Genomic DNA, 21,132 nt, shown 5'->3' on the forward strand with positions numbered 1-21,132 from the left:
GCGGTGGCTCACTCCCGTTTGGGGCCTATCCAGATCTGCTGCACATTGACGAACTCCAGGATGCCGTGTGGCCCCAATTCGCGGCCATAGCCCGAGCGCTTGATACCGCCGCTGGGCAGGCGTGGATCGGTTTTCACCAGCCCGTTGACCACCACCTGCCCGGCTTCGATCTCTTTTGTCATCGCTTCGCCTCGATTCCGCTCGGTCCAGATGGAGGCGGCCAGGCCATATTCGGTGTCGTTGGCGATCTGCAGAGCCTGCGCGGCACTGTCTGCTTTCAGCACCACGGCCACCGGGCCGAAGGTCTCCTCACGACAGGCCGCCATTTCATTGGTTACTTCGGTCAACAGGGTGACGGGGTAGAAGAAGCCATCTCCTTCAGGGACTTGTCCACCCAGCAGGCAGCGCGCACCGGCGGCCAGGGTTTCCTCCACCTGCCGGCTCAGTTCTGCCCGCAGATCTTCTCGTGCGATGGGGCCGATATCCGTTGCCGGATCGGCTGGGTCGCCCAGGCGTAATTTCTCCAGCCGTACTTTCAACAGTTCGACAAAGCGGTCATGCACGGTCGCTTCCACGATAATCCGCTTGGCGGCGATGCAGGACTGGCCGGCATTGATGATCCGTGACAGCACGATGGCGTCGGCGGCCTGCTCCAGGTCTGCATCCTTGAGCACGATGGCCGGATCCGAGCCGCCCAGTTCCAGTACCGCTGGCTTGAGTTCGGCGGCGGCCAGCGACGCTACCCGGCTGCCGGCTGCGCTGGAGCCGGTGAAGGACACGGCCCGCACCTGAGGGTGGCGGATCGCCCCTTCGACAGCAGTCGTGGCCAGCGGCAGGTTCTGCAGGATGCCAGCGGGAGCCTCGGCCTGCACGAACAGGTCGGCGATTGCTTCGGCACAGGCCGGGACATGAGGGTCGTGCTTGAGCAGGCAGGTGTTGCCCGCCATCAGTGCCGGAGCGCAGAAGCGGAACGCCAGCCAGAAGGGGGCGTTCCACGGCAAAATACCCAGTACTGGCCCCAGTGGCAGGTGCTGTACATAGCTGCTGCTGGCATCCGAGAGCAGCGTCAGGGGGGCCAGGTAATCAGCGGCATGGGCGGCATAATGCTCGGCGCACCAGGCCGCTTTCTGTATCTCGCCTCGCGCTTCTTTGACCGGCTTGCCCATCTCCTGCGTCATCAGGCGCGCCAGATCGGTTTCCTGCTCACGCATCAGCGTGGCCACGCGGTTCAGTACTTCGGCACGCTGCGCAATCGATTGCTTGCGCCAATGTGCAAAGGCCTGGGTCGCTGTGTCGATGCGTGCTTCCATGCCGGCCGGGTCCAGCGCCGGATATTCATGCAGCAGCTGGCCGTTGGTAGGGTTGATCACTTTCAGCATCATTTGGCGCCTCCCTGTTTGCGTTTCTGCCTGCGCTTGTCATTGCTGGCCGAGGTAATGGGAACCGGAGCCTTGTGGTCGTCCGCTGTCTGGGGGATTTGGTTGCGGCCGTCTGTCTCGGGTTTGACGGCAAAGTCCTGAGGCACTTCCTCGAAGAAAGAGCCGCAGCCGCGCTCGGTGATGTAGAAGGTGTCGGAGATGCCGCAGGTCTTGTTGCCGTCCACGCCCCACATCCAGGGGATGATATGGAAGGTCATGCCGGGCTCGAGTACCGAACTGTCGCCCCCCTTGAGACTGAGTATGTAGCCCTCGTCCCAGCTGGGTGGAAAGGCGATGCCGATGGAGTAGCCCGAGCGGGTAATCAGACGGGCGCCGACATCGTTATCGGTGATGATCGAACGTACAATATGGTCGGCATCGGAGACGGTGAGTCCCGGTCGCAGCTCATGGCGAATCTGGTGCAGGGCGTTCTTCATCGTTTCCTGCGCCTTGTACATGGACTCGCTCAGTTCGCCGCAGATCACGGTCCGCATCAGTGCCGTGTGGTAGCGTCGGTAGCAGCCGCCGACCTCCAGAAACACATGCTCGCCGGGCTGGACGGTACGACCCTCCCAGGTGGCGTGGCCGATCATGGTACGCGGCCCCGAGGTGACATAGGGCATCACCGCCGGGAAGTCGCCACCGGCACGGAACATGGCAGCACTGATGGCGCCGCCGATCTCGTTCTCGGTCACGCCGGCCTGACAGACCTCAATGCCGGCCTCCATGCCGGCGCGAGCGGCACGGGCGGCGATGCGCATGACATCCAGTTCAGCGGCCGACTTGCACTTGCGGCCCTCCTCAACGATGCCGAAGCAGTCCATCAGCCGACCGCCCTTGAAGGCGGTCTTGAAGTAGTCCTGATGGTAGGCGGGAAAGAAGTAACTGTTGCGCTCATAGCCGAGCACCTTGTCGGACAGGCCGAATTCGCGCAGCGACTCGATCAGCATCTGGATGGCATCGCCGGTGTCGGAGTAGGGGCGCGTCTTGTCTACCCAAGTGCGGGCGTGGACGTTGGACTCTTCCATCATCCGCGTGATCATGAACGGCTCGTCATCAATCGGTACCACCAGTGCCTGGAAGTAGGAATAGCCGGTGGTCTGATAGTCGGTCAGGTACATCAGATTTTCCGGATCGGTGATGATCACCGCATCGAGCAGCCGCTTTTGCATGCGCTGGCGCAGCTCACCCAGGCGACGCTGGTATTCCTCGATCGGGAAGGTCATATCGTCACGTTCACGCATTTTCGGCCCCCATCACATGCTTGACGGCGGCCTCCAGCAGGCGCAGCCCCTGTTCCAGGTCGTCATCGGGAATGGTCAATGGCGGGATCAGCTTGACCACCCGACCACCCACGCCGCAGGGGCCGACCAGCAGCCCGCTTTCGAAGCACTGGCGGGCGATTGCCTTGGCGCGGGTACCATCGACCACATCCAGTGCCTGCATCATGCCCTTGCCGCGGACTTCGAAGCCCGCTTCCCGGTAGGGCTCGGCCAGTGCCTGCAGGCGGGCATGAACCTGCTCGCCGCGCTGGCGCGTCTGACGCATCAGTTCATCATCCTCGAAATAGCGCAGCGCCTCGCGGCCGGCGACGAAGGAGAAGCCCTGGCCGCGGAAGGTGCCAGTATGTTCACCCGGCTGCCAGTGGGCATCGTGCTCCGGTTTGACCAGGTTCATCGCCAGCGGTGTGCCGTAGCCTCCGATCCCCTTGGCCAGACAGATGATGTCCGGATCCAGTCCCATACCGTCAAAACTGAAATACTGGCCGGTGCGGCCGCAGCCCGCCTGAATATCGTCAAATATCAGCAGGGCACCGGTATCGCGGGCCAGTTGCTGCAGTTCCAGCAGCCATTCGCGGCTGGCGATGTTGACGCCACCCTCGGCCTGCAGTGGTTCGATGATGAAGGCTGCCGGTGCATCGACCCCGCTGGAACTGTTCTCCAGCGTTTCGCGCAAGGTGTTCAGGCAGCCCATGCCGCAGCCGCCAGTGGTCTCGAAGGGTGCATGGCTGACATGGTTCAGCGGTACCCCGGCGGCGTTGCGGAAATACTGGTTTGCGGTGCAGGCCAATGACCCCAGCGTCATGCCATGGAACCCTTGACTGAAGGCGATGATATGGCTGCGACCGGTCACCCGGCGAGCCAGTTTCAGTGCGGCTTCTACGGCGTTGGTGCCGGTGGGACCCATGAACTGCAGCTTGTATTCCCAGTTGCGCGGTTTGAGGATGGTGTCGACGAAGGCCTGAATAAAGTCGCGCTTGACGTCAGTGGCCATATCGAGGCTGTGGGCCACACCGTCCGCCTCGATAAAACGGATCAGCGCTTCCTTCATGCGTGGGTTGTTATGGCCAAAGTTGAGTACGCCGGCTCCGGCAAAAAAATCGATATAGCTGCGCCCCTGTTCATCTATCTGGCGAGCATTGGAGGCCTTGGTGAAAACCGTCGGATAGGCACGAGAGTAACCACGGATTTCGGATTCCCAGCGTTCAAACAGTTCCATACAGATCTCCTTCTGCATCGGGTTGTGGCTCGGCATCCGCAGGCTGTGCCTGCAGCAGTGATCTGGGTTTGTGAGCCGGTGCATGACCGGAAGATGTACAGCTGAAAGTAAAACAGCAGCCCTGAGCGAGCCGGTTTGACGTTGTTTCCCCTTCAACGTAGGAGACAAAAAGCGGGTCAGCAAGCCGGAAGTGAATATTCTTTCTGCTTCCGGCTGTTAGCGAAGAATTACTCGGGGAGTGGGGCGCCGACCAGACGGGCGAATACTTCTACCACTTTGGGGATGAGGTCATCGTTGAAGACGTAGTGGGGGCTGTGGCAGGAGTGCTGGTAATTATCCTCACGTGCCATACCGATCAGGGCAAAAGCGCCAGGAATACGGTTCAGGTAGTAGCTGAAGTCTTCCGAGGCCATGATGGGCAGGTGAATGCTGTTACAGCTCCAGTCGCTGCCCAGGCTGGCTTCCAGTGCATCGCGATAGCGGGTAGCGGCATCGACATGGTTGATGGTTGCCTCGTAGCGCTTGGCGGTTTCGACCTGAGCGTTGACGCCATAGCTGCGTGCGGTGTCCTCGGTAATTTCCTTGATCAGGCAGTTGATGGTATCACGCAGTTCCGGCTGGCTCAGGCGGATGCTGCCACCCAGCGAGACGGTTTCCGGTGTCACGTTGGCAGCGCTGATCGCCTTGATCTGGGTGACGCTGATAACACAGGCGGCCTGTGGCGGCAGCCGGCGGCTAACGATCTGCTGCAGGTTGAGCGTTATGGCGGCAGCAGCCAGTACCGGGTCGCGACACAGCTCCGGTTGACTGGCATGGCCACCCTGGCCGTGCAGCTCGATTTCGAAGGTACCATTACCGGACATCACCGGTCCGTCCGGACAAACCGCCTGGCCGTAAGGAATGGCGGGCCAGTTGTGCCAGCCATAGATCTGCTCGACGCCATTGAGGGCACCGTCCTCAATCATGCTGTGAGCACCGTGTCCGCCCTCTTCGGCGGGCTGAAACAATAGCGTTACCGGTCCGGGCAGTTCAGCCTCGTGCGTTTTCAGCCAGGCGGCGGCAGCCCAGAGCGCGGCGGTATGGCCGTCATGGCCGCAGGCGTGCATGCAACCCGGCTGCTCGGAGCGGTAGGGCAAATCAGTCAGCTCATCGATTGGCAGGGCATCGATATCGCCACGCAGGGCAATGTGTGTGCCCGGGGCATCAGGGGCCAGGGTGGCAACCGTGCCGTAACGGGCACAGCTGCGCCAGGGAATCTTCAGTGTATCCAGCTGTTCACGGATCAGGCGGCTGGTGTTTTCCTCTTGCCAGGTCAGCTCCGGCTGGCGGTGCAGTTGGTGGCGAAACTGCACAGCAGCCGTGATTATCTCTTGCCATCGGTTCTGCATGGTACTTCCTCGCCTGGGATGAGTCTGTTCAGACTAGTTGATAGCGGGAGTTCAGCTCAAGTACGAGTCCACCGTATCCGAGGTGGGCTTCCGGCTACTGCAGTTTGTGCGAGATCTTGACCGCGTCATTGGCGATCTGGTCCAGTGCGTTGCGGGTGAGATGATGCTCCTGTTCTTCAATCTGCCGCAGTGCTTCACTGACATGGCGTACATGTGCCATGGCTGCCTTGCGTGCCCAGCGAGCCTGGCGGCTGATCACGGCGTGGTAGATCTGGCGGTGGTGCTTGTCGATCTGCTGTTTGAATGCTTCGCGATGATTCAGGTTCATCACCGAGGCCTGTACCGAGCCGAGCATCAGCTCCTTGAGGCTGCTCAGAATATGCACCAGGATCGGGTTATGGGAGGCCTCAACAATGGCACTGTGAAAGGCGTGATCCAGATCGGCATTGCTCAGTGGGTCGGCGGTCTCCATTGCCTCGAAGGCGCGAGTGATACGAATCTGGTCCATCTCGGTGGCTCGCTCGGCGGCCAGCGCAGCGGCCTGGCCTTCGAGCTGCTCGCGGACTTCAAAGAGGTCATACAGCGTGCGCGAGTGGTCGGAAAAGGCCTGCATCAACGGGCTGTTCTCTTCGAGCATAGGCAGCGCGCAGGTGACGAAGGAGCCTTTTCCGTGCCGGGTTTCGATCATCCCGCGGCCATGCAGCTCGTGCAGCGCTTCACGCACGATGGATCGCGATACGCCCAGTCGTGCCGATAGCTGGCGCTCGGATGGCATCTTGCGGTCTGGTGCAAGGGTGCCATCGATGATCATCTTTTCCAGGTGGTGGGCGATCGACTGGGCCGTCGAGTGGGGCTGTCTGTTTGGCATCTTATCCACTGGTTCGACCAGTTGTCGTTATTGTTTAGGTTTTACCGCTGGTGTCCGGCGACACTTGAGTAAATATCGGTCATTCAGCCGAGAGCGTCCATGTAAAACGTTTAAAAACTGGTCCGACCAGTTTGCCTTTGGCTGGACGGACCGGATTCCCTCACCAATGATTCCCATCACGCAGCGCCATAGATAGCTGGTTTCGACGGCTACCCGGCCGCTGCTGCTATTCCGCCCCGTTCTGTTTTCCGCTCGAACAATAACAATCATGGAGAACCAACATGAGCAAAGATGATCTGCACCTTTCCGTGGAGGGCCTGAAGCCCAGACGCGGGTTCCTTAAATCCGTCGCTCTGGCAGGAGCACTTGTAGCTGGTACGTCGATGCTGGCAGCGACACCGGCGCAGGCCGCCCAGACCTGGAAAATCCAGTCTGTCTGGGATGCCGGAACCGTGGGCTATACCCTGTTTGAAGAGTGGTGCAACGAGATGGAGGACAAGACCAACGGTGAGTTGATCTTTAAACCCTTCCCGGCCAAATCCGTAGCGGCTGACAACAATGCGCTCTTTGATGCCGTGCGAAATGGCGTTATTCAGGGCATGAACCCCTTTACTCTTTACTGGTCTGGCAAGATCCCGGCATCGGTTTTCCTCTCATCCTATCCGGCAGGTCCGGATCAGCCGCATCAGTGGGACACCATGTTCTACTCGCTCGGGATGCTGGAAAAGACCCGCGAGATCTACAAAAAGTTCGGCCTTTTCTACGTTGGCCCGATTCAGCATGACGCCAACATCATCCACTCCAAGAAGCCGGTCAACAGCCTGGATGATCTCAAGGGCATGAAGGTCCGTCTGCCGGGTGGCATGGTGGCCGAGGTGTTCCAGCAGTTCGGTGTATCCACCGTCAGTCTGCCGGGGTCGGATATCTTCCCGGCACTGGAGAAGGGCACTATCGATGCGGCGGACTATGTGGGGCCGGCGGTTAACTGGGAACTGGGCTTCTCCCAGGTCACTGATTACATTCTGTTCGGCCCGCCTGGGGTGATGTCAGTCTACCAGCCGGTAGACCTGATGGACCTGACCGTGAACCTGCGATCATGGAACAGGCTTGATCCCAAGATCCAGAAAATCGTCGAGGAGGAGGTACGCAACTACTCCCAGCGCCACTATCTGATGATTCAGAAGCGCAATATTGAGGCCATGGAGAAGTTCAAGGAGGCGGGCGACACGGTTTCCCGACTGAGCCAGGAAGATCTTGTGCGGTTCCGCAAGGCCGCGATTCCGGTCTGGTACAAGTGGGCCAACAAGGACGAGGATGCGAGGGCGATCTTCGATCTGCAGCTCAAGTACATGATGAATGATACCGTTGGCTATATCACCGAAGAGGATATCGAGGGAATGGAGTAATCCTCCCGACTTGAATCTGACGGGGGAGACCGGCTCCCCCAGTCTCTTTGCTGTGTAGCTATGAGGTAGTTGAACATGTCCGATCTTGAAGGTTTCGGCTTTGTACTTCCGCACTGGCTCTACTGGGGCTGGTTGGCGGTAATGCCGCTGATCATGATGGCGCTGAACTGGCGCGCCGAAAAACGCAAGGGGCATCTGGCCGAGTCTCACCCGATCATGGGCGAAGTGCAGGCGGATGAAGACCCGGTCATTCATACCCGGTTCAAGGGTAACGCGCTGACACGGCTGATTGACTGGACCAGTGAAAAATCGGGTGTCTTTGTCTCATTCTGGACCATCAATGCCGTCTGTTTCTACTTCTATGAAGTGATCATGCGTTACTTCTTCAATATGCCGACCATCTGGGTCCACGAGGCCAGCTTTCTGCTGCTCGGGATGCAGTATCTGCTGGCGGGGGCTTACACCCTGCTGGAGGGGGGGCATGTGCGGGTAGACGTCATGTACAACCTGCTGCCGGAACGAGGCCGGGTGGGTATGGATATCTTCACTTCAATGTTCTTTTTCATCTTCACGCTGGCACTGGCAGGCACCTCCTGGACCTTCTTCAAGGACTCCTTCGGCATGGGTGAAACCACGGTGGAAACCTGGGGCATCCAGTATTGGCCGGTGAAGGGAATGATGCTGCTTGGCTCTTTGCTGATCCTGCTCGCGGGTGTGTCAAAACTGATCAAGGATATTGCGTTGTACGTGCGCATGGGCCGGGAGGGTGCACAATGAGCAGTTCTGCTGCAGATACCAAAATTCAACATCCGTTACAGCACCAGAGGCCGCTGAGCGGTGTGCTGGGCACCTGGCTGATGATCATCGCAACCCTTGGCCTGGGTTTTGTGGTACTGATCGAAATGATCAATATCCTGTTCTACGACCCCTACGGTGATGAGTACTTTCTGTTTCGCCTGGCGGGCATCCTCGGCAATGTGGATATAGGCCCGCTGACCTACCTGATGTTCGGCTCCCTGCTGGTAGCACTGATGATGGGGCTGCCGCTGGCATTCGTGACCGGTGGCCTTGGCGTTGTATTCATCTATCTGGTGGGCGATGCGATGATGTTGAACATCATCCCGGGTCGTATCTTCCCGATGATGACCAACTCCGACCTGGCCGCGATTCCGCTGTTCATCTTCATGGCCTCGATGCTTGAGCGTGCCGGCCTGATCGAGGAGATGTTCAACGTGGTTTACAAGTGGATGGGCGGTCTCAGCGGCGGCCTGGCCACGGCGACGATCATCGCCTCCACGATTCTGGCGGCCATGGTGGGCGTCATCGGTGCCGCCGTGGTGACAATGGGCATCATCGCGCTGCCGGCGATGCTCAAGCGACACTACGATCACCAGATCGCGCTGGGCTCGATCATGGCCGGGGGCACCCTGGGCATACTGATCCCGCCGTCGATCCTGGCGATTCTGTACGCCGTGGTGGCACAGCAGTCCGTGGGCGAACTCTACCTGGGGGCGGTTGTACCGGGCCTGCTGTTGTCCGGCATGTATATCGCATACGTCCTGATTCGCACTATGCTCAATCCGGATCTGGGGCCACCGGTGCCGGTGGAGGAACGGATATCCTTCTCAGAGAAACTGATGTTGCTGAAAGATCTGATCGCGCCGATCGTTCTGGTGATGCTGGTTCTCGGGCTTCTGTTCGGTGGCGTCGCCACGCCGGTGGAAGCGGCCGGCATTGGCTCCTTTGGTGCCGTACTGGTGGCCTGGAAGCACGGCTCCTTCTCGGTGCAGGCGCTGCGTGAGGCTTCGGTCACCACCGCCAAGGCATCTGCCATGGTGCTCTGGATCATGTTCGGTGCCTCAGTATTCGTCGGTTTCTACATCCTGCAGGGAGGTCAGGCCTTCATCACCGAGACCATTCTCGGTACCGGGCTGTCGCCCTACGGCATCCTGTTCCTGCTGATGGTGCTGCTGGTGATCCTGGGCATGTTCCTCGACTGGGTGGGTATCCTGCTGCTGGCAGTGCCGATCTTCATCCCGATCGTGCAGGCACTGGAGTTCGAAGGCCTGTTCGGTCTGCCGCCAGTACCGGGCAAGGACGTGGTGCTCTGGTTCGGGGTGCTCTATTTGGTCAACATGCAGATGTCCTTCCTCAGCCCGCCGTTCGGCTATGCCCTGTTCTATATCCGCGGTGTCTGTCCGCCGGAGATTTCCATGGGCACCATCTTCCGCTCTTCTCTGGTGTTCCTGGCGCTTCAGGCGACGGGGCTGATGCTGTGCATCCTCTTCCCGGGACTGATCACCTGGCTGCCCAACCTGGTGTACGGCTGATGAACTGATTTTCCCTTTGCGGGGCCCAGGCTCCGCCAGACCTTAAACAATAATCAGAAAAAGAGATCTGGATATGAATAATCGAATCCAGGCGGGTGGCCTGCAGGTCGACTCGTCCCTCTATGCCCTTGTTAACGATGAAATTGCACCCGGAACCGGAGTTGACCCGGTCGATTTTTGGAGCGCTTTTGAGCAGATCCTGAACGACCTGGGGCCCGAAAACCTGGCCTTGCTGCAGAAGCGGGACCGCCTCCAGGCCGAAATCGATGGCTGGCACAAGGCGAACAAGCATACGCCTTTCGATGTGCAAGCCTACATGCAGTTCTTGACCGAGATTGGCTACCTGTTGCCGGAAGGTGAGTCCTTCCGCATAGGGACCGAGAATGTGGATGACGAGATCGCACGGATCGCGGGCCCTCAGCTGGTGGTGCCCTGCAGCAATGCCCGCTTTGCCCTCAACGCTGCCAATGCACGTTGGGGAAGCCTCTACGATGCGCTCTATGGCACTGACGTCATCGATGAAGCCGATGGCTGTGAAAAGGGCAGCAGTTTCAACCCCGAACGTGGTCGGCGAGTGATCGCCTGGGCGGCAGACTTCCTGGACAGCGTTGCCCCGCTGGCGCAGGGGGGGCATGCCGAGGTGACGGAGTATCGGGTGCAAAAGGGGCAGGGCAAGGCGATCAGTCTCAGCGTGCAGCTGGCAGACGGTACCCGTACCGAACTGCAGCATCCGGAGCGCTTTGCCGGCTATCACGAAGAAGGCGCAACCTGTGGTGTGCTGCTACGCAACAACGGTCTGCATGTAGAGCTGCAGATCGACCCTCAGCACCCGATCGGGCAGCTGTCACCGGCCGGTGTGCGTGACGTGCTGATGGAGTCGGCAATGAGCACCATCATCGACTGCGAAGACTCCGTTGCGGCGGTTGATGCCGAAGACAAGGTGGGTGTCTATCGTAACTGGCTCGGCCTGATGCGCGGCACACTGGAGGATACCTTCTCCAAGGGGGGACGAAAGCTGACCCGTCGCCTGCACGCAGACAGGACCTATACCGCCCCCGACGGCAGCAGTCTGACTCTGCATGGCCGCAGCCTGCTGCTGGTGCGCAATGTGGGGCACCTGATGACCACCGATGCGGTACTGGATGCCGACGGCCAGGAAGTGCCCGAAGGTTTTCTGGATGCCATGGTGACCACCCTCTGTGCCCTGCATGACCTCAAGGGGCTGGGGCGCTATCGCAACAGCCGCACCGGCAGCGTCTATATCGTCAAGCCGAAGATGCACGGGCCGGAGGAATCAGCGCTGACCGACAGGCTGTTCAACCGGGTCGAACAGGCGCTGGGACTGCCGGCTAATACCCTGAAAGTGGGCGTCATGGACGAAGAGCGCCGCACATCAGCCAACCTCCAGGAAACCATCCGTTCAGTGCGCAACCGCCTGATGTTCATCAATACCGGCTTCCTCGATCGGACCGGTGATGAGATCCACACCTGTATGGAAGCGGGGCCTGTCCTGCCCAAGGAGGCGATCAAGGCCCAGCCCTGGATCCAGGCCTATGAGGATCGCAACGTCGATATCGGGCTGGCCTGCGGCCTGGAAGGGGTAGCGCAGATCGGCAAGGGGATGTGGCCGATGCCGGACGAGATGAAGAAGATGATGGCAGCCAAGCTGGCGCACCCGCGCGCCGGGGCCAACTGTGCCTGGGTACCCTCACCCACAGCCGCGACCCTGCATGCGACTCACTATCACCAGATCAATGTGCAGGCCCGTCAGGAGGAACTGATGTCGCGTCAGCTGGCGCCGCTTGAGCTGCTGCTGACGCCGCCTCTGCTGGGCGACATGCCCTTGAGCCCCGAGCAGATCCAGGCCGAGCTGGACAACAACGTGCAGGGCATTCTCGGTTATGTGGTGCGTTGGGTCGGGCAGGGGATCGGCTGCTCAAAGGTGCCCGATATCCACAATGTCGGTCTGATGGAGGACCGGGCGACGCTGCGTATCTCCAGTCAGCACCTGGCCAACTGGTTGCAACACGGCATCTGTACCGACGACCAGGTGATGGAAACCCTGAAGCGGATGGCCGAGGTGGTGGACAAGCAGAATGCCGGCGATCCGGCCTATACCAACATGTCGCCGGCTTTCGACGTCAGCATTCCGTTCCAGGCCGCCTGCGACCTGATCTTCAAGGGCTGTGACCAGCCCAACGGCTACACGGAGCCGTTGCTGCACCATCACCGGCGTGTACTGAAACAGGCGGCGGGGCACTGAGCCCCGTCATGTAGCTGAGTTCATTCTTGAAGGTATCCAGAACATGTTAACCATCACTCGACTGGATCAGCAGGATGCTCGCCTGCTGATCCAGGGGGCAAGACAGAAGGCCGATGAGATCGGCGTGCCCATGTGTATCGCCATCGTGGACGAGTCCGGCAACCTGGTCGCGTTTGAACGCATGGATGGTGGCAAGATCACCAGCGTCACCATCGCCCAGGACAAGGCGTTTACCGCCGCGGCTGCCCGCAAGGCAACCCATGAATACAACGAAAAGTGTGTGCCCGGCAGCCTGGTGTTCGGCATCCACACGGCGATGGGCGGACGGCTCTGTGTCGTCGGCGGCGGCCTGCCGGTCAGTGTCGACGGTGAAGTGGTCGGGGGTATCGGCCTGAGTTCCGGTACCCCCGACCAGGATATGGCCTGCGCCCAGGCGGGTATCGATCACTTCCTCAAGGCCAGAGGCTAACCGGGGCCCCAGTGGAGAAAGGTTATGACTCAGGTAAACACGGTCGCGCGAGAGGCACAACGGCGTGAGCTGGCCGAGCGCTTTCGGGCGTTCATCGAGCCCGAATATGTGATCAGTGATGACGAGACACTGCACCCCTACGAGTGTGATGGCCTGTCGATGTACTGTGAGATGCCATTGCTGGTCGTGCTGCCGGGCACGGTCGAACAGGTGCAGCAGGTGCTGAAGATCTGTCACCAGCAAGCGGTTCCCGTCGTGGCACGTGGCGCCGGTACCGGGTTGTGTGCCGGTGCCATGCCGCATGCCGAAGGGGTAGTGTTGTCGATGGCACGCTTTGACCGGATTGTGGAGATCGATGCGGAATCCCGGGCGGCCCGGGTAGAGCCCGGTGTGCGCAACCTGGCCATCAGTGAAGCGGCGGCGGAGTTCGGTCTCTACTATGGGCCCGATCCTTCATCGCAGATCGCCTGCACCATCGGCGGCAATGTGGCTGAAAACTCGGGCGGCGTGCACTGTCTCAAGTATGGCCTGACAGTCCATAACCTGCTCAGCATTGATCTGCTGACCGTTGAAGGCGAGAAGCTGACGCTGGGCAGCCAGGGGCTCGACAGCTGCGGTATGGACCTGATGGCCCTGATGACCGGCTCGGAGGGCCTGCTCGGGGTCGTGACCGAAGTTCGGGTCAAGCTTTTGCCGAAGCCGGAAGTGGCTCAGGTGGTGATGGCCGGGTTTGACTCGGTGCAGGCTGCCGGTGACGCGGTCGGGCGCATCATCGCCGAAGGGATCATCCCGGGTGGGCTGGAGATGATGGACAGTCACGCCATCGTGGCCGCCGAGGCCTTTGCCAAGGCTGGTTATCCGGTGGATGCCGAGGCGTTGCTGCTGTGCGAGGTGGATGGTACCGAGGAGGAAGTACACGAGCATATCGAAGCGGTGGAAAGCCTGTTTCGCAATCTCGGTGCCACCTCCGTCAGGACCTCGCACTCCGAAGAGGAACGGGCGCTTCTGTGGAAGGGGCGCAAGTCGGCCTTCCCGGCAGTAGGTCGTATCTCGCCCGACTATTACTGCATGGATGGCACAATCCCCCGCGGCAAGCTGGCACAGGTGCTGACCGAGATGCAGAAGATGTCCAATGAGTATGGCCTGCGTGTGGCCAACGTCTTCCATGCCGGCGACGGTAACCTGCACCCGCTGATTCTTTTCGATGCCAATACGCCGGGTGAATTCGAGAAAACGGAGGAATTTGGTGGCCGTATCCTCGAACTCTGTGTCGAGGTGGGAGGCTGTATCACCGGCGAGCACGGTGTCGGTATCGAGAAGATCCGACAGATGCCGGTGCAGTTCAACGACCGGGAAGTGGGCCAGTTCCATCACATCAAGGATGCTTTTGATCCACAGGGCACGCTGAACCCGGGCAAGGGGGTCCCGACCCTGCGCCAGTGTCAGGAGTACCGTTCGCTCAACCCCAGGCTGGAACCCAACAGCTCGGTTGCGGCCCAGACCCATTCGCATCAGGAGAAAGGACATGGCTGATCTGAGTCAACAGCTTCAGGGGCAGGTACTCGCGGCACGCGCTGAGGGGCGAGCGTTGACGATCGTCGGCGGCAATACCAAGGCCTTCATGGGGCGGAGCGCCACTGAGGAGCATGAACGACTGGAGTTGTCCGGTCACAGTGGGATTCTGACCTATCACCCGGTCGAACTGGTGCTGACGGCACGGGCGGGGACCACGCTGTCCGAGCTGGAAGCGGCGCTGTCGGAGCAGCACCAGATGCTGTCGTTCGAGCCGCCCCGGTTTGGTCCTGAAGCGACGCTTGGCGGCACTCTGGCCTGCAACCAGTCTGGTCCAGGCAGGCCCTGGTGGGGCTCGGTGCGTGACCAGGTGCTGGGTATTCGCATGATCAACGGCCAGGGCGAGGACCTGCGCTTTGGTGGTCAGGTGATGAAAAACGTGGCCGGTTATGACGTGTCACGGCTGCAGGCCGGGGCGATGGGCTCGCTCGGGGTGATCACCGAAGTCAGTCTGAAGGTACTGCCGAAGCCGGCGGCCAGCTGCACGCTGAAGCTGGCAGTGGGCGCCGAGGAGGCCATCAGGATCATGAATCGTCGCGCGCTGGAATCGCGGCCATTGACGGCCGCCTGCTGGTATCAGGGACATCTCTACCTGCGGCTTAGCGGAGCGCACTCGGCGGTGGAGGCAACGGTGTCACGCTGGGAAGGCGAAGTCGACGAGGCCGGGGATCAGTTCTGGCAGCAGCTGCGTGATCAGCAGCTGACCCTGTTCGATGGCGAGGTACCTTTGTGGCGTTTCTCGGTCAATCCGTCCGCGGCGATGGCTGCGCTTGACGGCGAGTGGATGCTGGACTGGGGCGGTGCCCAGCGCTGGTACCGGGGAGAGGTCGAGAAGGAGCGCATGGAGGCGATTGCAGCCGCCGCGGGTGGTCAGGTCAGCCTCTATCGCGGCGGCGACCGCCAGCAGGAGGTGATGCACGCGCTGCCTCCTGCCATGCAGCAGTTGCAGCAGCGGCTTAAACAGGCCTTTGACCCTGACCATCTGTTCAACCCCGGACGTGTCTATAGCTGGATGTAAGCAGGCTCAACATGAAGACAGATCTGATCGAACATTATCGGGTTCGACCCGAGGGGCAGGAAGCAGAAGAGATACTGCGTACCTGTGTTCACTGTGGTTTCTGTACCGCCACCTGTCCGACCTATCAGGAGCTGAGCGATGAGCGTGACGGCCCGCGAGGGCGCATCTACCTGATCAAGCAGCTGCTGGAAACCGGCGAAGTGACCGAGCGCACCCGTACCCATCTGGACCGCTGCCTGACCTGCCGCAGCTGTGAAACCACCTGTCCGTCGGGGGTGCAGTATGGCCGGCTGATCGATATCGGCCGTGGCCTGGTGGAGGAGAAACTGGAGCGTCCCGTCGCTGAGAAGTGGAAGCGTTGGGCGATCCGGCAGGTTTTGCCCTATCCCGGCCGCTTCGCCCCCCTGTTGAAGCTGGGGCAATGGGCACGGCCGCTGCTGCCGGAATCCCTCAAGCAGAAAGTGCCATCCCCTCAGGCGGCATCGCCCTGGCCGGCACAGCGACACGAACGCGTGATGCTGGCGCTGGCCGGCTGTGCCCAGTCCGTATCGTCGCCCAACACCAATGCGGCTGCTGCGCGGGTACTGGACCGGCTGGGGATTACGCTGGTTGAGGCGCCCGAGGCGGGCTGTTGTGGTGCGGTCAGCTATCACCTGTCGGCCCACGAGGAGGGACTGGACTTCATGCGCCGCAACATCGATGCCTGGTGGCCGGCGATCGAGGCCGGTTGCGAAGCGATCGTGATGACGGCCTCCGGCTGTGGTGCCATGGTTCAGGAATACGGCCATCTGCTCAGGCATGATCCCGAGTATGCCGACAAGGCGCGCCGTGTCAGCGAACTGACCAGGGACCTTGGCGAGGTACTGTTGCAGGAGGATCTGTCACTGCTCAAGCCCCCTGCCGACAGCGGCAAGGTGGCGGTGCACTGTCCCTGTACGCTGCAGCATGCGATGAAGCAGAGCGGTGTCGTGGAGAAGCTCCTGAAGGGCGCAGGGTTCGACCTGGCACAAACCCGCGATGGGCACCTGTGCTGTGGCTCTGCCGGCACCTACTCCATCCTTCAGTCCGAGATGAGCCAGCGCTTGCTGGACAACAAGCTCAAGGCACTGACCGTTGACGAGCCTGAGCGCATCGTAACGGCCAACATCGGCTGCCAGCTGCATCTGGGCTCCAAAGCGGCCGTTCCGGTTCAGCACTGGATTGAACTGCTGGATCCGAAGTGATGAACCTTGCCTTCCGCTCGAAAGCCGGGGCGGAAGCAACACAGGCTCGAACGGCTAGACTGTCAGTAACCCATCTGGATGAAGGAGATTGAAAAATGTCATTGGCAGACAAGCGCTGCATACCCTGCAGAGGCGGTGTACCGACACTGACACGGGAGGAGATTACGCCCTATCTGGAACAGCTCGATGACTGGCAACTGTCGGAGAATGCCAGCCGCATCCGGCGTGAATTCACTTTCCCCGATTTCAACACGGCGCTGACCTTCGTGAACCATGTCGGTCATCTGGCAGAGGAGATGGGGCATCATCCCGAAATCTGTTTCGGCTGGGGGTACGCCAGCGTCGAAATATGGACCCACAAGATCGGCGGACTACACGAAAACGATTTTGTGCTGGCAGCGAGAATCGATCGCTTGCCTGAAGTCTGAGTCATTCGTACCGGCAGACAGAGCGCAATATCAGCGGTTGCTGGTTAGTCTGATCCTTAATTAGGTATACCTAAATAACCAAAAGGTATTTATTCTTTATAACGTTTAGATCTAAAATGCGCGGGTATTAATAACCAAGATCCAAGGAGATCGAGATGACACCCGCGCTTCGTTCCACTCTGGTTTTGACTCTTGCCTCTCTGCCAGTCGCTGCTCAGGCGACCAATGGCTATTTCATGCACGGCAGCAGCGTCAAGGCTCAGGGTATGGCGGGTGTCAGCCTGGCGCTGGCCCATGACAGCATCAAGTCCGCCAGTAACCCGGCTTCGCTGATCGCGCTGGGCAGCCAGTACGACGCCGGCCTGACCTTCTTTGATCCGAATCGCAGTGCCGACATTAATGTCAATGGCTTTGGCCTGGACGGTCACTATGACGGCAACGAGGATGGTCCTTTCTGGATTCCCGAGGCCGGTTTCGCCCGCCGTCATAACGACCGTCTGGCCTATGGTCTGGCGATGTACGCCAACGGCGGCATGAACACCTCCTATGCCAACAACCCCTTCAGCAATTTTGGCTCCAGCGGTTCTGCCGGTGTCGATCTGAGCCAGATGTTCGTCACCGGCTCGGTGGCCTACAAGCTGAACGAACGTCACAGCATCGGTGCCGGCGTGACCTACGTCTATCAGCGCTTTGCCGCCGAAGGCCTGCAGGCCTTCGATAACGCCGGCTGGAGCTCGGCACCAGGCTCGGTCACCAACAACGGCTACGACAGTGCCGATGGCTGGGGTCTGAAACTGGGCTGGCAGGGCCAGGTCACCGATAGCCTGACGCTGGGCGCCAGCTGGTCATCCCGCATCGAGACCGACCGCTTTGAAAAATACAGCGGTCTGTTCGCCGAGCAGGGCGGTTTCGACGTGCCGGAAAGTTACGGTGTCGGTTTCGCCTGGCAGGTTAACCCGCGCTGGACGTTGGCCGGTGACTGGGAGCGGATCGAATACAGCGAGGTCAAGTCGGTCGGTAATGCCTTCCCGGCCAATGCGCCGCTGGGCGCCAGTCAGGGTCCGGGCTTCGGCTGGCAGGATATCGATGTCTACAAGCTGGGGGTGATCTACGTTGCCAGCCCGAAATTGACGCTGCGTGCCGGTATCAGCCACGCGGATCAGCCGATCCCGGCCAGCCAGACACTGCTCAACATCCTGGCCCCGGGGGTGATTCAGGACCACGCCAGCTTCGGTGCCAGCTGGCAGCTGAGCCCTAAACAGTCGCTGACCTTCTCCTACACCCGTGCGTTGGAGGAAAAAGTGAAAGGGCAGAACTCCATTCCGGGAATGCTGGGTGGCGGTGAGGCCAATCTGAACATGAGTCAGAACATCGTTGGTGTGGCTTGGCAGTATCGGTTCTGATCAGACACCGGTTTTAACGGGCGTCATGGGCCTGACATCGGCAAGGCAATACAGGCCGAGCCAGGCCCTGAGGTTTCGGGTATATGCGGAGGGAGCCACGATCTTCAATTTGCCGGTATCCCGGGCCTTCCTGATTGAAATATCACCCAGCCATACCTCAGTCATGGTACGCAGGTCAGTGGTGATATTGACGTCGACATCGACGCCGGGGTTGTCGATGCACAGGTCCACATCCCGGCCATCCACTTTTATCCACCAGTGGTTGTAGCGCTGAAGGTCGGTGTAGTGGAAATGAACGATAGTACGCCCCCCCGGCAGCTGTTCCGGGTCGATCCTTGATTGTACGTTGTTCATCAACAGCTCTACGTCCAGCTCGTCGTCGGACATTTGTCCACGCGCCCAGCGCATGCCCCATTCTGCGATCTGCATGATAATGGGATACAGCTCGCGGCCTGCTGTGGTGAGCTGATACTCGCTACCCCGCTGGTCCGGAACGCACCGTCGAATGATCAGGCCGGCTTCCTGCAGACTCTGAAGCCGTTTGTTCAATACGGTAGGCGATATTCTGCTCAGCCCTTTTTGTAACTGGCTGAAACGCGTGGCACCAAGCAACAGTTCGCGCAGGATCAGCAGAGTCCACTTCTCCCCGAGTATCTCAGTCGCTTTGGCAACAGGGCAAAACTGCCCGTATTTCAGCATTTTACTGTCTCATCAAGAGTAACTACACAATGCGTAGTGGGTTACTACACATCACGCACTAACAGCCATTCCGGTCTGCTTCTACCTTCTAGGCATAGCCCAAAGCAGGGCGAAATCCAACGAAACCGATGAAATGCGGAGATCAGGCCATGACTATTCAAGCACAATCCATTGCGGATACATGGACAGGCGAAGCGATTACTGCCCTCAAGCAGAAACAGAAGGCAACCTGGGAGGATGGTGATTATGCCCACTTCGCAAAATACATGGAGAAGGGCGCCATCGAAATCGTGTCGAACTGGCAACTGCAACCTGGACAGCGTTTGCTGGATGTAGCCTGTGGCACGGGTCAGTCGGCGCTGCCGGCAGCACGTCTGGGGCTTCGGGTTACCGGTGTGGATATTGCACAAAATCTCATCGACAGCGCTAACCTGCGGGCTCGAGCCGAGGGAATCGACGCACATTTCGACCAGGGAGATGCCGAGGCACTGCAATACGAAGACGCCACCTATGATGTAGTGGTCAGCATGATTGGCGCCATGTTCGCACCCCGTCCGGATCGAGTCAGCCACGAGTTGGGACGGGTGCTGCGCCCCGGCGGCACTCTCCACATGTGTAACTGGACGCCTGATAGCATGCCGGCACAGATGTTCAAGGCGATCGCCAAACGAGTGCCGCCACCGCCTGGAGCGATTTCCCCCATGCTGTGGGGCGATGAATCCACGGTCAGAGAAAGACTGTCTGGGCATTTCACCAATATTCGACTCAGCCGAAAGCTATACCCGAAGTGGCGCTACACATTTTCCTGCGATGAATTGGTGACGCTGTTTCGTTCCACCTTCGGGCCGGTGAAGAGGGCGTTTGAAGCCATCAATACGACCGAACAGCAGGACCTGTTCAATGAGCTGCGGGAGATCTATCGCACCCATAGTCTGCCGGATGGTAACGGTGGTATCAGCATTCAGGGTGAATATCTGGACGTGATTGCCACACGACGTTGAAACGCCCTGAATCAGGAGGACACTGTTATGGCTCTTTTACCGAAAAAACTGCGCTTTTGGCTGTTCGATACCCTGTCACTCAAAACCATGCGCTACGTGGAGGCGGTGCCACGTCACAAGGCCACAGGACTCGTGGCGGAAGTGTATGACATGATCGTCGAAGACTTTTTCATTAACGGATCACTGACCAGTCGCTCTCGGGTGCCCTCTCTTCTGGCTGCAATCTGGAGCGCCGGGCGAGAGACCGCTCTGGTGGACGATCGTCTCGATCGCACCACCAAGGAGGCGATGACCGCAACGCTGTCAGGTATCAATGACTGCCCCTACTGCGGAGACATGCTGGTCAGTCTGGTGCATGCGGGTGATCGTCACGAAGATGCCGCCCGGATTCTCAACGAGCGGGAAAATCAGATTGATGACCCATTGCTCAGAGAGCGTTTGTTATGGGTTCGAGCGGTTGCCACTTCAGGGGCCGAAGCTCCCCTGAGTTTACCCTTCACCGAAGATGAGTTGCCTGAAGCGATAGGTGCGCTGATGGCGTTGAGTGATATCAATCGCTTCAGCCACATCGTCATGGATGGTTCGCCTGTTAAAGCCCCCTTGGGTCTGGATACCGCCAAAGCTGCTGCACTATGGATTTTCGGCGGGGAGCTGCGTGCTACGCATATCTCGCCACTGGAACCGGGCCGAAGCCTGCATCTCCTGCCGGACGCTGAGCTGCCGGCGGACCTGCACTGGGCGGAATCCAACCCGCGAATCGCTCGCACCCTGGCCCAGTGGACAGCAGCAGTGGAACGGCAGGCGCAGGGCATTGTGCCTGAAGCAACCCAGCGGCTGGTACATGCAAGGCTGCAGAGTTGGCAGAACGAGAAGATGCCGATCAGCCGCCAATGGGTTGAAACCGAAACCGAGGGGCTTGAGGGTGAGGCGCGTGATATAGCCCGCTTTGCGCTGCTGATAGCCAAGGCGTCATACCAGATAGACGACCGGATCATTGAGGCGGTACTGGGTGACGAGCGGGATCAGGAACGCTTCATCCGCATACTGGCCTGGTCGACCTTCACGGCAGCGCGTTACTTCGCGAACCATGTTGCCCGCCTTGCCGCAGCACCAGAGCAGGAAAAACGCGTGGCCTGAAGCTCATTAG

Annotated in this window: 18 protein-coding genes; 12 read left to right on the forward strand and 6 right to left on the reverse strand. The window is 59.8% G+C overall.

The features are described 5' to 3' along the window. Positions 1 to 8: 8 nt before the first annotated feature. The 5 genes from ABD013_RS00070 to ABD013_RS00090 form a co-directional block, all read right to left on the reverse strand. Positions 9 to 1,382, reverse strand: a complete 1,374-nt coding sequence (locus tag ABD013_RS00070; protein WP_343800380.1) for an NAD-dependent succinate-semialdehyde dehydrogenase — start codon at positions 1,380 to 1,382, stop codon at positions 9 to 11. Further along, the gene (doeA, locus tag ABD013_RS00075) at positions 1,379 to 2,662 is read right to left on the reverse strand and encodes an ectoine hydrolase (RefSeq protein ID WP_343800383.1); all 1,284 of its coding nucleotides are present in this window, start codon (positions 2,660 to 2,662) and stop codon (positions 1,379 to 1,381) included. The genes ABD013_RS00070 and doeA overlap by 4 nt, the downstream gene beginning before the upstream one ends. Further along, complete coding sequence (locus ABD013_RS00080; RefSeq protein ID WP_343800386.1) at positions 2,655 to 3,917, reverse strand: aspartate aminotransferase family protein; 1,263 nt, start codon at positions 3,915 to 3,917, stop codon at positions 2,655 to 2,657. Before ABD013_RS00080 ends, doeA begins: the two co-directional genes overlap by 8 nt. Before the next feature lie 227 nt (positions 3,918 to 4,144). After that, positions 4,145 to 5,305 (reverse strand): N(2)-acetyl-L-2,4-diaminobutanoate deacetylase DoeB2, encoded by a 1,161-nt coding sequence (doeB2, locus tag ABD013_RS00085; RefSeq protein ID WP_343800389.1) that lies wholly within the window; start codon positions 5,303 to 5,305, stop codon positions 4,145 to 4,147. A 94-nt stretch (positions 5,306 to 5,399) separates the two neighbouring features. After that, on the reverse strand, positions 5,400 to 6,173 hold the full coding sequence (locus ABD013_RS00090; protein ID WP_343800392.1) for an FCD domain-containing protein: 774 nt from the start codon (positions 6,171 to 6,173) through the stop codon (positions 5,400 to 5,402). A 281-nt stretch (positions 6,174 to 6,454) separates the two neighbouring features. Between ABD013_RS00090 and dctP the strand changes: the two genes are divergently transcribed. The 10 genes from dctP to ABD013_RS00140 all read left to right on the forward strand — a co-directional run bounded on the left by dctP (position 6,455) and on the right by ABD013_RS00140 (position 18,285). Further along, positions 6,455 to 7,579, forward strand: a complete 1,125-nt coding sequence (gene dctP / locus ABD013_RS00095) for a TRAP transporter substrate-binding protein DctP (protein WP_343800395.1) — start codon at positions 6,455 to 6,457, stop codon at positions 7,577 to 7,579. Between the two features lie 75 nt (positions 7,580 to 7,654). Continuing rightward, the gene (locus ABD013_RS00100; protein WP_343800398.1) at positions 7,655 to 8,356 is read left to right on the forward strand and encodes a TRAP transporter small permease subunit; all 702 of its coding nucleotides are present in this window, start codon (positions 7,655 to 7,657) and stop codon (positions 8,354 to 8,356) included. Continuing rightward, complete coding sequence (locus ABD013_RS00105; protein WP_343800401.1) at positions 8,353 to 9,909, forward strand: TRAP transporter large permease; 1,557 nt, start codon at positions 8,353 to 8,355, stop codon at positions 9,907 to 9,909. The genes ABD013_RS00100 and ABD013_RS00105 overlap by 4 nt, the downstream gene beginning before the upstream one ends. Before the next feature lie 73 nt (positions 9,910 to 9,982). Beyond that, positions 9,983 to 12,172 carry a malate synthase G gene (locus ABD013_RS00110; protein ID WP_343800404.1) on the forward strand — a complete coding sequence of 730 codons (2,190 nt, stop codon included), beginning with the start codon at positions 9,983 to 9,985 and terminating at the stop codon, positions 12,170 to 12,172. A gap of 43 nt (positions 12,173 to 12,215) precedes the next feature. After that, the gene (locus ABD013_RS00115; protein WP_343800407.1) at positions 12,216 to 12,641 is read left to right on the forward strand and encodes a GlcG/HbpS family heme-binding protein; all 426 of its coding nucleotides are present in this window, start codon (positions 12,216 to 12,218) and stop codon (positions 12,639 to 12,641) included. Positions 12,642 to 12,665: 24 nt separating this feature from the next. Then, on the forward strand, positions 12,666 to 14,174 hold the full coding sequence (locus ABD013_RS00120; RefSeq protein ID WP_343800410.1) for an FAD-linked oxidase C-terminal domain-containing protein: 1,509 nt from the start codon (positions 12,666 to 12,668) through the stop codon (positions 14,172 to 14,174). Further along, positions 14,167 to 15,231, forward strand: a complete 1,065-nt coding sequence (gene glcE, locus ABD013_RS00125; protein ID WP_343800413.1) for a glycolate oxidase subunit GlcE — start codon at positions 14,167 to 14,169, stop codon at positions 15,229 to 15,231. The genes ABD013_RS00120 and glcE overlap by 8 nt, the downstream gene beginning before the upstream one ends. An 11-nt stretch (positions 15,232 to 15,242) precedes the next feature. Beyond that, on the forward strand, positions 15,243 to 16,454 hold the full coding sequence (gene glcF / locus ABD013_RS00130; protein WP_343800416.1) for a glycolate oxidase subunit GlcF: 1,212 nt from the start codon (positions 15,243 to 15,245) through the stop codon (positions 16,452 to 16,454). A gap of 95 nt (positions 16,455 to 16,549) precedes the next feature. Further along, complete coding sequence (locus tag ABD013_RS00135; protein WP_343800419.1) at positions 16,550 to 16,882, forward strand: 4a-hydroxytetrahydrobiopterin dehydratase; 333 nt, start codon at positions 16,550 to 16,552, stop codon at positions 16,880 to 16,882. Between the two features lie 155 nt (positions 16,883 to 17,037). After that, entirely contained in the window at positions 17,038 to 18,285 is a 1,248-nt protein-coding gene (locus ABD013_RS00140) for an OmpP1/FadL family transporter (RefSeq protein ID WP_343800422.1), read from the forward strand. Here ABD013_RS00140 and ABD013_RS00145 read toward each other — a convergent pair whose 3' ends face one another. After that, on the reverse strand, positions 18,286 to 18,984 hold the full coding sequence (locus ABD013_RS00145) for a winged helix-turn-helix transcriptional regulator (protein WP_343800426.1): 699 nt from the start codon (positions 18,982 to 18,984) through the stop codon (positions 18,286 to 18,288). 149 nt (positions 18,985 to 19,133) lie between these two features. On the opposite strand from ABD013_RS00145, the gene ABD013_RS00150 reads away from it, so the two are divergent. Together ABD013_RS00150 and ABD013_RS00155 are read left to right on the forward strand one after the other, a co-directional pair. Then, positions 19,134 to 19,985, forward strand: coding sequence for a class I SAM-dependent methyltransferase (locus tag ABD013_RS00150; RefSeq protein WP_343800429.1), 852 nt, complete (start codon positions 19,134 to 19,136; stop codon positions 19,983 to 19,985). 27 nt (positions 19,986 to 20,012) lie between these two features. Next, positions 20,013 to 21,122, forward strand: coding sequence for a carboxymuconolactone decarboxylase family protein (locus ABD013_RS00155; protein ID WP_343800432.1), 1,110 nt, complete (start codon positions 20,013 to 20,015; stop codon positions 21,120 to 21,122). Positions 21,123 to 21,132 lie beyond the last annotated feature (10 nt).

It is taken from the genome of Marinobacterium maritimum (assembly GCF_039523155.1).
Lineage (GTDB): Bacteria > Pseudomonadota > Gammaproteobacteria > Pseudomonadales > Balneatricaceae > Marinobacterium > Marinobacterium maritimum.

Coding starts and splice junctions, on each gene's coding strand:
- ABD013_RS00070 (WP_343800380.1), bottom strand. CDS start 1,382: ATGATGCTGAAAGTGATCAACCCTACCAACGGCCAGCTGCTGCATGAA.
- doeA (WP_343800383.1), bottom strand. CDS start 2,662: ATGCGTGAACGTGACGATATGACCTTCCCGATCGAGGAATACCAGCGT.
- ABD013_RS00080 (WP_343800386.1), bottom strand. CDS start 3,917: ATGGAACTGTTTGAACGCTGGGAATCCGAAATCCGTGGTTACTCTCGT.
- doeB2 (WP_343800389.1), bottom strand. CDS start 5,305: ATGCAGAACCGATGGCAAGAGATAATCACGGCTGCTGTGCAGTTTCGC.
- ABD013_RS00090 (WP_343800392.1), bottom strand. CDS start 6,173: ATGCCAAACAGACAGCCCCACTCGACGGCCCAGTCGATCGCCCACCAC.
- dctP (WP_343800395.1), top strand. CDS start 6,455: ATGAGCAAAGATGATCTGCACCTTTCCGTGGAGGGCCTGAAGCCCAGA.
- ABD013_RS00100 (WP_343800398.1), top strand. CDS start 7,655: ATGTCCGATCTTGAAGGTTTCGGCTTTGTACTTCCGCACTGGCTCTAC.
- ABD013_RS00105 (WP_343800401.1), top strand. CDS start 8,353: ATGAGCAGTTCTGCTGCAGATACCAAAATTCAACATCCGTTACAGCAC.
- ABD013_RS00110 (WP_343800404.1), top strand. CDS start 9,983: ATGAATAATCGAATCCAGGCGGGTGGCCTGCAGGTCGACTCGTCCCTC.
- ABD013_RS00115 (WP_343800407.1), top strand. CDS start 12,216: ATGTTAACCATCACTCGACTGGATCAGCAGGATGCTCGCCTGCTGATC.
- ABD013_RS00120 (WP_343800410.1), top strand. CDS start 12,666: ATGACTCAGGTAAACACGGTCGCGCGAGAGGCACAACGGCGTGAGCTG.
- glcE (WP_343800413.1), top strand. CDS start 14,167: ATGGCTGATCTGAGTCAACAGCTTCAGGGGCAGGTACTCGCGGCACGC.
- glcF (WP_343800416.1), top strand. CDS start 15,243: ATGAAGACAGATCTGATCGAACATTATCGGGTTCGACCCGAGGGGCAG.
- ABD013_RS00135 (WP_343800419.1), top strand. CDS start 16,550: ATGTCATTGGCAGACAAGCGCTGCATACCCTGCAGAGGCGGTGTACCG.
- ABD013_RS00140 (WP_343800422.1), top strand. CDS start 17,038: ATGACACCCGCGCTTCGTTCCACTCTGGTTTTGACTCTTGCCTCTCTG.
- ABD013_RS00145 (WP_343800426.1), bottom strand. CDS start 18,984: ATGCTGAAATACGGGCAGTTTTGCCCTGTTGCCAAAGCGACTGAGATA.
- ABD013_RS00150 (WP_343800429.1), top strand. CDS start 19,134: ATGACTATTCAAGCACAATCCATTGCGGATACATGGACAGGCGAAGCG.
- ABD013_RS00155 (WP_343800432.1), top strand. CDS start 20,013: ATGGCTCTTTTACCGAAAAAACTGCGCTTTTGGCTGTTCGATACCCTG.